The sequence below is a fragment of the Pseudomonas sp. D1-36 genome (genome assembly GCF_051132205.1).
In the GTDB taxonomy this organism is placed as follows: Bacteria; Pseudomonadota; Gammaproteobacteria; order Pseudomonadales; family Pseudomonadaceae; genus Aquipseudomonas.
Window position 1 is genome coordinate 3,121,201 of record NZ_CP071674.1, and the last position, 12,769, is coordinate 3,133,969.

At 60.7% G+C, this 12,769-nt stretch carries 13 protein-coding genes and 2 tRNA genes; 7 read left to right on the forward strand and 8 right to left on the reverse strand.

The window, feature by feature from the left end; all coding sequences use genetic code 11:
• Positions 1–127: 127 nt before the first annotated feature.
• From J3P76_RS13800 to J3P76_RS13810, 3 genes are all read left to right on the forward strand, one after another.
• Positions 128–382, forward strand: a complete 255-nt coding sequence (locus J3P76_RS13800) for a DUF6555 family protein (RefSeq protein WP_039588765.1) — start codon at positions 128–130, stop codon at positions 380–382.
• Between the two features lie 152 nt (positions 383–534).
• Positions 535–765, forward strand: coding sequence for a hypothetical protein (locus J3P76_RS13805; RefSeq protein WP_420766790.1), 231 nt, complete (start codon positions 535–537; stop codon positions 763–765).
• Positions 766–929: 164 nt separating this feature from the next.
• Positions 930–1,355 (forward strand): hypothetical protein, encoded by a 426-nt coding sequence (locus J3P76_RS13810; RefSeq protein WP_434563836.1) that lies wholly within the window; start codon positions 930–932, stop codon positions 1,353–1,355.
• A 24-nt stretch (positions 1,356–1,379) separates the two neighbouring features.
• Here J3P76_RS13810 and J3P76_RS13815 read toward each other — a convergent pair whose 3' ends face one another.
• A complete protein-coding gene (locus tag J3P76_RS13815; protein ID WP_420766788.1) occupies positions 1,380–1,607 on the reverse strand; it encodes a PLD nuclease N-terminal domain-containing protein in 228 nt (75 codons plus the stop codon).
• A gap of 94 nt (positions 1,608–1,701) precedes the next feature.
• The gene (locus J3P76_RS13820) at positions 1,702–1,890 is read right to left on the reverse strand and encodes a hypothetical protein (RefSeq protein WP_420766787.1); all 189 of its coding nucleotides are present in this window, start codon (positions 1,888–1,890) and stop codon (positions 1,702–1,704) included.
• A gap of 266 nt (positions 1,891–2,156) precedes the next feature.
• Here J3P76_RS13820 and J3P76_RS13825 point away from each other — a divergent pair, with 266 nt between their 5' ends.
• Positions 2,157–2,519 (forward strand): NUDIX hydrolase, encoded by a 363-nt coding sequence (locus J3P76_RS13825; protein WP_434702040.1) that lies wholly within the window; start codon positions 2,157–2,159, stop codon positions 2,517–2,519.
• A gap of 88 nt (positions 2,520–2,607) precedes the next feature.
• Here the strand turns inward: J3P76_RS13825 and J3P76_RS13830 are convergent.
• A tRNA-Leu gene (locus tag J3P76_RS13830) sits at positions 2,608–2,694 on the reverse strand.
• A gap of 194 nt (positions 2,695–2,888) precedes the next feature.
• Positions 2,889–2,962 (reverse strand) — tRNA-Cys (locus J3P76_RS13835).
• 338 nt (positions 2,963–3,300) lie between these two features.
• Here J3P76_RS13835 and J3P76_RS13840 point away from each other — a divergent pair.
• From J3P76_RS13840 to J3P76_RS13850, 3 genes are all read left to right on the forward strand, one after another.
• Positions 3,301–4,140 (forward strand): SRPBCC family protein, encoded by an 840-nt coding sequence (locus J3P76_RS13840; RefSeq protein WP_434563832.1) that lies wholly within the window; start codon positions 3,301–3,303, stop codon positions 4,138–4,140.
• On the forward strand, positions 4,140–5,312 hold the full coding sequence (locus J3P76_RS13845; protein WP_420766784.1) for a zinc-dependent alcohol dehydrogenase: 1,173 nt from the start codon (positions 4,140–4,142) through the stop codon (positions 5,310–5,312). Before J3P76_RS13840 ends, J3P76_RS13845 begins: the two co-directional genes overlap by 1 nt.
• 141 nt (positions 5,313–5,453) lie before the next feature.
• Positions 5,454–6,233 carry a TSUP family transporter gene (locus J3P76_RS13850; protein ID WP_434611200.1) on the forward strand — a complete coding sequence of 260 codons (780 nt, stop codon included), beginning with the start codon at positions 5,454–5,456 and terminating at the stop codon, positions 6,231–6,233.
• On the opposite strand, the gene nudC is transcribed toward J3P76_RS13850, so the two are convergent.
• The 4 genes from nudC to J3P76_RS13870 all read right to left on the reverse strand — a co-directional run bounded on the left by nudC (position 6,201) and on the right by J3P76_RS13870 (position 12,659).
• Positions 6,201–7,031, reverse strand: a complete 831-nt coding sequence (nudC, locus tag J3P76_RS13855; protein ID WP_434563828.1) for an NAD(+) diphosphatase — start codon at positions 7,029–7,031, stop codon at positions 6,201–6,203. The two genes, J3P76_RS13850 and nudC, sit on opposite strands and share 33 nt — an antisense overlap.
• Before the next feature lie 6 nt (positions 7,032–7,037).
• Positions 7,038–7,850, reverse strand: a complete 813-nt coding sequence (locus J3P76_RS13860) for a crotonase/enoyl-CoA hydratase family protein (protein WP_434611198.1) — start codon at positions 7,848–7,850, stop codon at positions 7,038–7,040.
• A 217-nt stretch (positions 7,851–8,067) separates the two neighbouring features.
• Positions 8,068–9,558, reverse strand: coding sequence for an efflux transporter outer membrane subunit (locus J3P76_RS13865; protein WP_434611196.1), 1,491 nt, complete (start codon positions 9,556–9,558; stop codon positions 8,068–8,070).
• Entirely contained in the window at positions 9,555–12,659 is a 3,105-nt protein-coding gene (locus tag J3P76_RS13870; RefSeq protein ID WP_434611193.1) for an efflux RND transporter permease subunit, read from the reverse strand. Before J3P76_RS13870 ends, J3P76_RS13865 begins: the two co-directional genes overlap by 4 nt.
• Between the last annotated feature and the right edge of the window lie 110 nt (positions 12,660–12,769).

Here is a 12,769-nt window from a genome sequence, read left to right on the forward strand (position 1 = left end):
CGTGAGCACGGTGTTCAGCAACCCTCGACACTCTCCCTGTAGACCCCATTCTTGACCGTCCGGAAATCCAATGGAATTTTCCGAACGCCTCCGTATCCATCCGTATAGGATCAATTAGGGAGGATTTATGGGCGGTCCATCGCTTTACATCATCGACTACATGCTCCATGGCGAGCCCAAGTCTTTCATCATTCGCGCCGAAGTGATGAATAACTCCGAAGCTTGGCATTGGGCCAGTTGCGACGCGGGTGTTGGGCGCATCCCCAAATTCGGCAGGGAGAAGGTCAAGCGGGTTTCAAAACCCATGGCAGAAAAATATGGCATTACCGATGTGCGCTGGCGAGCCTCCGTCGCGCCATCCTGGGTCAAGGAGTCTGGCTGAACAAGACATGAAAGGGTCCGGCGCACCGACTGTCCAGTCGTGCGCCGGATATCCAACACCGCAGAAATATCTCAACTACCCTTATTGCAGCCTTACCCGTCCATAGCGATGGGTTTCGTGCTGCCTCATCCAACGTTGAATGGAGGTGTGACATGTCCGAAAAAGAGTCCATCACCACCCTGCTCACTTTATTGGAATCGCGCCAGGCGGGGCTGACCGCGGCCTGCAAGGAAATTGCCGACTGGGTCGACCATCAGGGCGGCCATCCCGCTGCAGTGCGTATCCGCGATCGGCTCAACGATATCGAAAAGGATGCCCCGTCGATCCAGAGCGCCCTCTCTTCACTCAAACCTGTGGAACGTCCGTTGCCAAGATTTCGCTAATAGGTTTCGCTATATGTTTCGTTGATGGAAAGCTTCGTCAACGACGCTTGCCGCACCGGTTTCCCTGAGCTCCACCGGTTGTAAACCCGATGGAACGACGGCGTACGTTTGCACCTCGATATTGATAGGTATCGATGCAAGAGCCGTCATAAGGGAGAACCAACATGAATGCCAGAGTCCTGCTGCTGATTGCCTGTGCCTGCCCCGCCACCGTCATGGCGCAGGGTTGCGAGGTCCTTACCCGATCCCAAAGCCAGGCGGTACAGGAAATCGAAACCCGCAGTTGCTATGAGTACAAGGGCGTCCCCTCGGAGGCCATCGGCTGGTCCTGCAGCAACGAAAGCAAAGGGACCCTGAGCACTCAAAAGAAACCCGTCGAGCGTTGCGCCGAGGGCTACGTGGCAACGTGTCAGGCAAGACTGACTCAGGAAGCCCTGGCCAATCCCCATTCCACCAGCAAGGATCGCAGCGGCGGCTCGGCGAATATCCCGGACAACGCCCAAGTCACCTGGTACTACTACGACGCGCAACAAGTGCAGCAAGCACAAAAGGATTGCGAAACCACCGGCGGCCAATGGAAGAACCGCTGACCGGGTGGTTCGCATCACATGGCGTCAGCCCTTGCTGTGTTCTGGGGAAGAAGGCGGGTTCTTGACGCCTCGTGGCCCGGCCACGCCCCAGATGATCAAGCCCAAGACAGGCAAGATAATCAGCAACAGCGCCCAGCCCGCCTTGGTACCGGCCGACTTGTCGCTGCGAAAGACGCTGACGATCGCCCACAAGTCCACGAGTAACAGCAACACCGCTACGGCGATCCAGAAATAACTGGCTAGTTCAGACATGGCCTCAATCCTCTTGTCGGTCTATGGATTAGGCATGGCCGCGCCAGCTCCGTTCAAAGAATCTGACTTGCTGTTACGGTTGACGATCGTGCAGCTACAAGCGCTCGTTGAGGTAGGCGACCCATTGCTCATAGGCCTCGTGCTGACGCCGGACCGCCTCGTCCCAGGCGGTTCCCGACATTTGATGGACACAGATAAGCGCCATCATCTCCGACGTTGCTGCATCAAGCTCAACCAGAAGCTCGTGGGATCTGACTTTGAAGTCTTCAACGGTGGTCATCATTCCTCGCTCCCCCCATCGGGGCCGGCTCGTCCACCCAACATTGATGCGTTTTTTCGGCGCTGATTCATTTTTGGCGATGATCGGTCGTCGACAACGGCCCTGCCTCGACGTTTTCCAACCGTCCGCGAAATAAACGAAGCCTTTTCCATGGGGCGCGATCCCATGGACAGAAACGAAACATTTCGTTTTTTGAACGCCGAAACGGCGCGAGGCTCAAATATTGCAGTTATATTGCATTTTAATGACAGTCGGAATTGGACCAGGTTATGAAGATTCGAGCGACCGTCATCTGCGAAGAAGACCGCCACATCCTGCTGGTACGTAAGCCCAAAAGCCGCTGGGGGTTGCCTGGCGGAACTGTCGAGCGCGGCGAAAGCCACGCCGACGCCGCCCTAAGGGAACTGGCGGAAGAAACGGGGCTGAGCGCCGAAAGCCTGCTTTACCTGATGCGGATCAATGACGGCGGTACCGAGCATCACGTGTTCGAGGCGGCGGTCAACGATTCGACGGCCGCCAGGCCACAAAATGAGATCAGCGACTGTGTATGGCACCCGTTGGACGCCATTGCGCAGTTGCAGATGAAAAAAGGGATGCGGGAAATATTGGAAGCGTTTCGGCGCAGGCTGTAGACCGCTTAAAACCTGACGAACAATTTTTACGGACCAGAAACAAACAAGGGTTTGCATTAGCTTTCGCTCGCAAACCCTTGATATTAGATGGTGCCCGAAGCCGGAATCGAACCGGCACGCCCTTACGAGCGGGGGATTTTAAGTCCCATGCGTCTACCAGTTTCGCCATTCGGGCGGTAGCGCGGTCAAGCCATGTGACACTGTCGGATAGGCATCCCCCAGGATCGAGGCTGGTGCAACAGAGGGGGAAATATATACATCCCTCCTGGGTGAAGCAAGGCGGCCATTGCCCTTTTCAAGACAAAACCTTTCACCGCCCCCTAAATAAAAAAGCTCCGTAGATCATGAATCTACAGAGCTTTTTAGAAGTGGAGGCCGAAGTCGGAATCGAACCGGCGTAGGTGGATTTGCAATCCACTGCATAACCATTTTGCTATTCGGCCTCAATACGCCTGATGCAATGAAACCACATCAAACGGATAAAAACTTATCCGGACAAAGCCGCTAATAGCGAGCTATCTCCTTGAAAACATTGAAGTTTTTTACGCCTCGATGCATTCGATGGGCGCAATTATGTACTCATTTGCCTAAGCTGACAACCCCTTGATTTCAAAAAAAATTTGCCTGGCGGTGAGACCTTTGGATGTCCTTTCTGGGCAACACGACGGGCCGAAACCGCTCCCAACCGGCTCATCGGGAAACCACTCACACCAACGGAACAACCGCCGTTGCCCTCGGTTCATTCGTTATGTCGTCCCCTGGATCAGCAAGGAGAACCATCATGACTGAACGCCCAAAACTGGTGGCGAGCCGGGCTCCGGTGCCCACCTCATCACGCCCCAATCTTGGCACGCCGGAGCGCCTGGTGTCGCTGGTGGCCGGCTCGTTATTGCTTGCCAATGGTTTGCGCCAGGGCGGTCTAAAGGGCTGGCCGCAGGTGCTGCTCGGCGCGTGCGCTGCCTGGCGAGCCTATTCAGGCACATGCCGGATCAAGCAAGCCCTGACCCACAGCCCTTTCGAACAAACATTCGAACAGGATCGCGATTGGGACGGCAGCAAGGTCATTTCCCGCAGCATCACGGTGGGCAAGCCGAGGGACGAGGTCTATGCGTTCTGCAGCGAACCGGCCAATCTGGGAGCGCTCATGCCATGGGTGGACGCCATCGAACAGACGGGCGAACGAACTTATCGCTGGGTCGCCCATGGCCCGATGGACAAGACGTTGCAGTGTGACCTCGAACACTGCGAACCCAAGGAAGGCCGCAAGCTGCACTGGATTGCCGGTCCGGACCGACGCTTCAAGCATGACATCCAGATGCATTTCAGCGATGCGCCCGCCGGTCGCGGTACGCAGATCAAAGTCATCGTGGCTTGCGAGACGCCTCTCGGCGCGGCCGGCTATGCGCTCGCCGCCGCTATTTCCCGGTTCTCCGACAAGGCCCTGCTCAATGTGCTGCGCAGCATCAAGCAGCAACTGGAAACGGGCGAAGTCAGCACCAACAAGATGCGCGATCCGCATACCAAGGACTTTCTGTTTGTCCACCCGGCTACCCACGCGACGCAAGCTCCAGCCAACGACTCATCCTCTGACAAACCCGAACTCAATGGAGGTACCGTCTGATGCGCGCATTGACTTGGCAAGGCCCTAACAAACTGCAGGTCGAGACGGTGGACGATCCCTCCATCCTGAATCCCCGCGACGCCATCGTGCGGGTGATCCTGTCCTCGGTGTGCGGCTCGGACCTGCATCTGCTGGGCGGCTACGTGCCGACCATGCAGGCCGGCGACATCATTGGGCATGAGTTCATGGGCGAAGTGGTGGAAACCGGCTCGGCTGTCACGCAGATCAAGAAAGGCGACCGGGTCGTCACAGTGTCGATTGTCGGCTGCGGAGAATGCGAGCATTGCCAGCGTTCGGACTTTTCCTGCTGCGACAACTCCAATCCGAACCCCACCGCCACCGACATCGCCTACGGTCAACCCGCCTGCGGCATCATTGGCTACAGCCATGCGTTCGGTGGTTATGCCGGCAGCCACGCCACCTATATCCGCGTGCCGTTTGCCGACGTCAACCTGTTCACGATCCCCGATGGCGTCAGGGATGAGCAGGCCGTGTTCGTCTCCGATGCGGTGCCCACCGGTTATTTCGCCGCCGACAACGCCGATATCCAACCCGGCGATACGGTGGCGGTCTGGGGTTGCGGCGGGGTTGGGCTGATGGCGATGTCCAGCGCCTACTTGCTAGGCGCAGAACGGGTGATTGCCATCGACCGCTTTGCCGATCGTTTGCGCCTGGCCGAGGAAAAGGCCGGCGCCATCGCCCTCAACTACGAGACCACCGACGTGCATGCCGCCCTGCTGGAACTGACCGGCGGCCGTGGACCAGATCGCTGCATCGATTGCGTCGGCATGGAGGCCCACGGCACGGAAGTCGATTATTTCTACGACAAGACCAAACAGATGCTGCGCCTGCACACCGAACGCGGGACCGTGCTGCGCCAGTCGATTCGCGCGTGTCGTAAAGGCGGGACGGTGTCGGTGGTCGGCGTGTACGGCGGCTTGCTGGACAAATTCCCGATGGGCGCGATCGTGAACAAGTCACTGACTCTGCGTTCCGGCCAGCAACCGGGACAGCGTTATGTGAAGCGTCTGTTCGAACACATCCAGAACGGTGACCTGGACCCCTCCTATCTGCTGACGCATCCCATGGGCCTGGAGCAATCGGTTGAGGGCTACGCAATGTTCAAGGACAAACGCCAGGATTGCCTACGGGCGGTGTTCCGGCCGGAATAGATCAAACTCCATGGCGAGGGAGCAACTCCCTCGCCACCGGGATTGCAGGGCCTCACCGGACAGTCGCGGCGCGCGGTCATAATCGGTAACATACCGGCCTTTCCCGCAGCCCTCCTGCGCCCTGCCGACTAAGTCCATTCCATGCCTTTCGAACTCAGCGTTGAACTTTCCACCCTCGCGATACTGGCCGTTGTGGCGTTCATCGCCGGCTTCATCGATGCCATTGCCGGCGGTGGCGGGCTGCTCACCACCCCGGCCCTGTTGACCGCCGGCCTGCCGCCACACTTGGTGCTGGGCACCAACAAGCTCAGCTCGACCTTTGGCTCGGCCACGGCCAGCTTTACCTTTTACAAGCGCAAGCTGTTTCACCCACGGCAGTGGACCCACGCCCTCGTCGGCACGCTGATCGGTGCCCTGGCCGGTGCCGTCGTTGCCCATTACCTGCCCGCCGAGTGGCTGAACAAGATGCTGCCGGTCATTGTCTTTGCCTGCGGCCTCTACTTGCTGTTCGGCGGCACGCCCAAGGCACCGCTGGACAGCAATGCGCCGATCAAGAAGACCTGGCAGTCGCCGCAAGGCTTCGCCCTCGGTTTCTATGACGGCGTGGCCGGCCCGGGCACGGGTGCGTTCTGGACCGTCAGCAGCCTGCTGCTCTACCCCATCGACCTGGTCAAGGCCAGCGGCGTGGCCCGCAGCATGAACTTCGTCAGTAACATCGCGGCGCTGACGGTGTTCATCGTCTCGGGCCAGGTGGACTGGATCATCGGCCTGAGCATGGGCCTGTCGGTGATGGTCGGTGCTTTCTTTGGCGCTCGCACCGCCATCAGCGGCGGCGCGAAGTTCATCCGGCCAGTGTTCATCACCGTGGTGCTGGCCCTGACCGTGCGCCTAGCCTGGCAACACTGGTTCAGCATGGCCTAAGCGCCGCGCCACGTAGAGGTCGATCAGATACCGGGCAATCGAGCGCGAGGCGGGAAGCGGTGGCAGATCGTGGATGCTGAACCACTGCGCGTCTTCGATCTCGTCCTCTTGGGGCACGATGTCGCCGCTGGCGTATTCGGCGTGGAAGCCCAGCATCATCGAATGGGGAAACGGCCAGCACTGGCTGCCCACGTACTGGATGTTCTTCACTTCGATACTGACTTCTTCGCGGACTTCCCGGACGAGGCAGTCCTCGGCCGACTCACCCGGCTCGGCAAATCCTGCCAAGGTGCTGTAGACACCCGAGACAAAACGGGGCGAACGTGCGAGCAGGACTTCATCGCCACGGGTGATCAGTACGATCATGCTTGGTGAGATCCGCGGGTAATGCCGCAGATCGCACGCCTGGCAATGCATCGCCCGCTCGCGCGGCACCTGGCTCATGGGCTGGCCGCAACTGCCGCAAAAGCGGTGTTCCCGGGCCCAGGTCCCGACCTGAGCGGCATAACCCAACACCTTGAACAGCGTGTGATCTTCCTCGAGCATGAACGCGCGCAAGCCTTTCCAGCTGCAACCGGGAATATCCAGGGGGCTGTGCAGTTCCAGCAGGTAGACCGGCTCGCCATCGAAATGGCCGATGCCGTGCTCGGCGAGGATCGACAGGTCTTGGCGCTTGAGCCAGTCGCGAGGAAACAGCGCGCCGTTATCGTCGTACAAAAAACCTTCCGGGCTGCGGGCCACGGCCCAGCCGCCGGGAAGGTCGGTGTCGAGTACTGCGGTGGTCCAGCGTGAAATCATGATCGATCAATCCAGAAATTCGGGTTTCTGTTTGCTCATATGGGCGGCCATGGCCACGCGCAGGTCATTGGATTGCAGCATGGCGGCATTCCACGTGGCGACATATTCCAGGCCGTCGTCGATGCGGTGGTCGCGCATGTAGCTGATCATTTCCTTGGTGCCGGTGATGGCAATCGGCGACTTGGCGGCGATTTCCCGGGCAATGCCCATCACGCCGTCGAGCAGGCTGGCGGTGTCATTGTAGACACGATTGACCAAGCCAATGCTGCGCGCTTCGTCGGCACCAAAGGTGCGCCCCGTATAAGCGAGTTCACGCAGCATGCCGTCCCCGATGATCCGGGGCAAGCGTTGCAATGTCCCAACATCGGCCGCCATGCCGATGTCGATTTCCTTGATGGAGAACTGCGCGTCTTCGGCGGCGTAGCGCATGTCGCAAGCGGAAATCAGGTCGATGGCACCACCGAGACAATAGCCCTGGACCGCCGCGAGTACCGGTTTGCGGCAGTTGTCCACGGCATTGAACGAGGCTTGCAGCTGCAGGATCTTGCGTCGCAGCACGCGGGCGTTACGGCCCACATCCTTGCCCAGTTCGTTCGCCACGCCAGCCAGCATCATCAGGTCGATGCCTGAGGAAAAGTGCTTGCCGGCACCGCTCAGGACCACCACCCGCACTTCGTCGGTGTCGTCGATCCATTGGAAAATCTCGACGATTTCGCTCCAGAACGCCGCGTTCATGGCGTTGATCTTGTCCGGTCGGTTGATCTGCACATGGGCGATGTTGTCTGCAAGTTCGACGTTGAACGCTTGGTATTGCGACATGGCAGTATCCTTTGACCGGCTGGAAGAGGCCTGAACTATAACAAGCGATCACGACAGGACGTAGGCAGCGCATCGGCCAAAAGCGGGACTGCATCACGCTGCGCAATCTAATGTGGGAGCGAGCCTGCTCGCGAAGGCGGCAGGTCAGTCAACATTTTCATAAGCTGAACCACTGCTTTCGCGAGCAGGCTCGCTCCCACAAGGTCTGGGGCGGGTATCAGTCCGTTGCCGGCTGCTCGGACGCCTCCAACCGCCCATCCCAACCACCGCCCAACGCGGCAATCAACTGCACACTCGCAATCAACCGGCTCTGTTGCAGGCTCAACACGCTGCGCTCGTTGCTCAGAGCTGTAGCCTGGACAGACACCACGTCGAGATAGCCGATCAGCCCTGCCCTGTACTGATTCTGCGTCAGGCGCAGGGACTCGCGGGCGGCGTCGAGGGCTTCCTGGCGCACGCGGGCTTCGTCTTCGAGCACCTTGAGCTGAATCATGTAGTTCTCGACTTCGCGGAAACCGTCGAGCACGGTCTGGCGATAGGTGGCGACCGTCTGATCATACGCCGCCACGCTGCGGTCGACCTCCGCCGAGCGCTGACCGCCATCGAACAGGGTCATCGCCAGTTGCGGGCCGACCGACCAGAAGCGGTTCGGCACGCTCACCCAGTTATCGTAGGTACTGCTGCTGTAGCCACCGCTCAGGCTCAGGGTCAGGTCCGGGTAATAGGCGGCCTTCGCCACGCCGATGTTGGCGTTCGCCGCCATGACCGAGCGCTCCGCCGATGCGATGTCTGGACGGCGTTCGAGCAGTTGCGACGGCACGGCCACCGGGACTTGCGGCAGCGCTGGGACATCCTGGGTTTCGGCCAGGCTGAATTCGGCCGGCGGCAGACCGATCAGCACGGCAATGGCGTTTTCGAACTGCGCACGCTGCCAGATCAGGTCGATCAGGTCGCCCTGGGTGGTCTTGAGCTGGTTCTGCGCCTGGGCCACGGCATCCTTGCCGGACACCCCGGCGCGGTACTGGTTTTCGGTCATTTTCAGGGAGCGCTGGTAGTTGTCGACGGTGGTCTGCAACAAGCGCTTCTGCTGGTCAATCACCCGCAACTGCAGGTAGTTCTGCACCAGCTCCGATTGCTGGCTCAGACGCATCGCCGCCAGGTCGGCAAAGCTGGCCTGGGCGCTGGCTTCATCGGCCTCCAAGGTACGGCGCAACCTGCCCCACACGTCCGCTTCCCAGCTCACGCCGGCCTGGGCGCTGTAAGTGTCGCGGATGCCGCTGGAGGAACTGCTCAGGCTCGAACTGCTGCTGCCCGTGCCTTGGCTGGAGCGGGTCTTGCCGACCGAAAGGTCGACCGTCGGAAAGAACGCCCCGCGAGCACTGCGCGCCAAAGCCTGGGCCTGACGGTACTGGGCTTCGGCCTGGGCCACGGTCTGGTTGGAGGCGTTGAGCTGTTCCACCAGGTCGTTGAGCCGGGTGTCAGCGTACAGTTCCCACCAGGCGCCACGGGCCAGGGCGTCGCTGGGGTTGGCCTGGCGCCAGCCCTGGGCCTCCTTGTACTGCGACGGCGCGGCGGCTGACGGGCGCTGGTAATCGGGACCGATTGCGCAGGCACTCAGCAGTGCCACGCAGAGCGCCAGGCTCAAGACACGCGAACCACGGGCAGTCGCCAGCGCAGCGACAAGGTTGAACAACGAACGATCGGTCATAGCGGAGTTTCCAGGGCAGCATCAGTGCGCACCCCACGCCAGCGGTTGAAACGATGGCGCAGGTTATCAAGATAGAGGTAGACCACCGGGGTGGTGTAGAGCGTCAGGACCTGGCTGAATACCAACCCGCCGATAATGGTCAGGCCCAGCGGTTGGCGCATTTCCGAGCCTTCGGCGCCACCGAGCAACAGCGGCAGGGCTCCGAGGATCGCGGCCAGCGTGGTCATGAGGATAGGCCGCAGTCGCAACAGGCAAGCGCTGCGGATCGACTCCAACGGCGTTTGGCCGGCGCGCTCCAATTGCAATGCGAGGTCGATCATGAGGATGGCGTTTTTCTTCACGACGCCAATCAGCAGGAACAACCCCAGCAGCGAGATCAGGCTGAACTCGCTGCCCAGGACATAGATCGACAACAACGCGCCCACCCCGGCCGAGGGCAAGGTGGACAGGATGGTCAGCGGGTGGATATAGCTTTCGTACAGCACGCCGAGCACCAGGTACACCGCCAGCAACGCGCCGAGGATCATGAACGGCTGGCTTTTCTGGGTCGCGGCGAACGCGTCGGCGGTGCCGGCCATTTTCGCGATGACATCTTCGGGCATCCCGAGCTTGGCTATCGCCCGCTCGATCGCCGCGGTGCCCTGCTCCACCGTGACGCCTTCGGCCATGTCGAACGAAATACCTTCTGAAGCGAACTGGCCTTCATGGCTGACCCGGTCGTCCTCCAGGCTGTTTTCATAATGGGCAATCGCCGACAGCGGGACCCGCGCGCCATCGGCGGTAATCACCTGGACCTGCTCGAGCGTATTCGGGTCCTGGGCATATTTGGGATTGACCTCCATGACCACCTGATACTGGTTCAGGCTGTCGTAGATGGTCGAGATCTGCCGCTGGCTGTAGGCGTTGTTCAGTACCGAGGTGACCATGTCCATGTCGATGCCCAGGCGTTTGGCCTGGTCGCGGTCCACGATCAGCGTCACCTGCTGCGCCCCGCCACCGTCGCGGGCGTCGATGGCGGTCAGTTCCGGCAAGGCGCGGAAAGCGGCGACGACCTTGGGATACCAGGTGCGCAGCGACGCCAGGTCGGCGCTCTGGAGGATGTAGGAATACTGCGACGTGGTCTGCTCGCGACCGCCACCGAATTGCAGGTCCTGGTCGGCCATCAGCATCAATTGGGCACCGGGTACCTTGGGCATTTCCTTGCGCAAGCGCTCGATGACCTTTTGCGCGGAAATCCCGCGTTCCTTGATCGGCTTGAGGCGTACCAGCATGAAAGCATTGTTGGTGCCGTTGTTGCCGCCGATGAAACCCGCCACGCTCTGCACCGCTTCGTCCTTGAGCACCGCGCGACGGAAGATTTCCATTTTCGGCTGCATCACGTTGAACGACAGCCCATCGTCACCGCGCACGAAGCCGATCAATTGGCCGGTGTCCTGCTGGGGCATGAACGTCTTTGGCACCACCACGTACAGTGCGATATTCACGCCGATGGTCACCAGCAGGCTGAGCAAGGTCAGGCGCCGATGGCGCAGCACCCAATCCAGGCTGCGGGCGTACCCCCGGACCATGCGCTCGTTGAGGCCGTGGCTCCAACGCTGCAAGCGGTTTTCCTGCCCCGGCACGTGGGGCTTTAACCACCGGGCGCAGAGCATCGGGGTAAGCGTCAGGGACACCACCAGCGAGACCACGATGGCGGCCGCCAGGGTGATGGAAAATTCGCGAAACAGACTCTCGACGATCCCGCCCATGAACAGGATCGACAGGAACACCGCCACCAGCGAGGCGTTCATCGACAGCAAGGTGAAGCCCACTTCCTCAGCGCCCAGGTAGGCCGCTTTCATCGGCGGCACGCCCTCGTCGATGTGCCGGGAAATGTTCTCCAACACCACGATGGCATCGTCCACCACCAGCCCGGTGGCGAGGATCAGCGCCATCAGCGACAGGTTGTTCAGGGAAAAACCGTAGAGGTACATCACCGCGAACGTGCCCACCAACGACACCGGTACCGCCAGGGTCGGGATCAGCGACGCACGGAAATTACCGAGGAACAGGAACACCACCAGCACCACCAGCGCCACGGCGATCAACAGGGTCATTTCCGCTTCGTGCAGGGTGGCCTTGATCACCGGCGAGCGGTCCATGGCCAGGTTGAGCTTGACGCTGGCCGGGAGCACCGCTTGCAGGGCCGGCAGCTGGTTCTTGATCTCGTTGACGGTTTCGATGATGTTGGCGCCGGCCTGGCGGTTGATGACCAGCAGCACGGCGGCATCGTCGTTGAAGAACCCACTGTTGTAGCGGTCCTCCACGCTGTCGCTGACCTTCGCCACGTCCTTGAGCCGCAACACCGAGCCGTCCTGGTAGCGGATGACCAGCGTTTCGTAGTCCTTGGCCTTTTCCAACTGGTCATTGGCCTGGACTTGCCACATGCGCTTGTCGTCTTCGACCGACCCTTTTGGCCGGCGGACATTGCTGTCGGCGATCGCCGTGCGGACGTCGTCGAGCGCCACGCCGTACTGGTTGAGTAATTGTGGCTCCAGCTCGATACGCACCGCCGGCAGCGAACTACCGCCGATCTGCACTTCCCCTACCCCCGCCACCTGGGACAGGCTCTGGGACAGGATGGTGGAAGCCAGGTCATAGAGCTGGCCTTTCTCCAGCACGTCGGAGGTCAGCGAAAGCACCATGATCGGCGCCTGGGACGGGTTGACCTTCTTGTAGGTCGGCATGCTGCGCATGCCACTGGGCAGCAGATTGCGCGAGGCGTTGATTGCCGCCTGTACTTCCCGCGCCGCGCCATTGATGTCGCGGTCCAGGTCGAATTGCAGGATCACCCGGGTCGAGCCCTGGCTCGAACGGCTGCTCATGGTATTGACCCCGGCGATGGCGCCAAACGAGCGCTCCAGCGGCGTCGCCACGGTGGAAGCCATCACCTCCGGGCTCGCCCCCGGCAGGTTGGCCTGGACCACGATCACCGGGAAATCCATTTGCGGCAACGGCGAAACCGGCAGCAAGCCAAAGCACACGCCGCCGAGCAGCATGATCGCGAAGCTCAGAAGCATGGTCGCCACTGGACGGCGGATGAAGGGGCCGGAGAGGTTCATCGGCCGCAGCCCCATGCTTCAATGGACAGGCTTTCGTGGCGAGGGAGCTTGCTCCCGCTTGAGTGCGCAGCGCTCACAAAAGGGGCCGCTGCGCAGCCCAGCGGGAGCAA

Coding starts and splice junctions, on each gene's coding strand:
- J3P76_RS13800 (WP_039588765.1), top strand. CDS start 128: ATGGGCGGTCCATCGCTTTACATCATCGACTACATGCTCCATGGCGAG.
- J3P76_RS13805 (WP_420766790.1), top strand. CDS start 535: ATGTCCGAAAAAGAGTCCATCACCACCCTGCTCACTTTATTGGAATCG.
- J3P76_RS13810 (WP_434563836.1), top strand. CDS start 930: ATGAATGCCAGAGTCCTGCTGCTGATTGCCTGTGCCTGCCCCGCCACC.
- J3P76_RS13815 (WP_420766788.1), bottom strand. CDS start 1,607: ATGTCTGAACTAGCCAGTTATTTCTGGATCGCCGTAGCGGTGTTGCTG.
- J3P76_RS13820 (WP_420766787.1), bottom strand. CDS start 1,890: ATGATGACCACCGTTGAAGACTTCAAAGTCAGATCCCACGAGCTTCTG.
- J3P76_RS13825 (WP_434702040.1), top strand. CDS start 2,157: ATGAAGATTCGAGCGACCGTCATCTGCGAAGAAGACCGCCACATCCTG.
- J3P76_RS13840 (WP_434563832.1), top strand. CDS start 3,301: ATGACTGAACGCCCAAAACTGGTGGCGAGCCGGGCTCCGGTGCCCACC.
- J3P76_RS13845 (WP_420766784.1), top strand. CDS start 4,140: ATGCGCGCATTGACTTGGCAAGGCCCTAACAAACTGCAGGTCGAGACG.
- J3P76_RS13850 (WP_434611200.1), top strand. CDS start 5,454: ATGCCTTTCGAACTCAGCGTTGAACTTTCCACCCTCGCGATACTGGCC.
- nudC (WP_434563828.1), bottom strand. CDS start 7,031: ATGATTTCACGCTGGACCACCGCAGTACTCGACACCGACCTTCCCGGC.
- J3P76_RS13860 (WP_434611198.1), bottom strand. CDS start 7,850: ATGTCGCAATACCAAGCGTTCAACGTCGAACTTGCAGACAACATCGCC.
- J3P76_RS13865 (WP_434611196.1), bottom strand. CDS start 9,558: ATGACCGATCGTTCGTTGTTCAACCTTGTCGCTGCGCTGGCGACTGCC.
- J3P76_RS13870 (WP_434611193.1), bottom strand. CDS start 12,659: ATGAACCTCTCCGGCCCCTTCATCCGCCGTCCAGTGGCGACCATGCTT.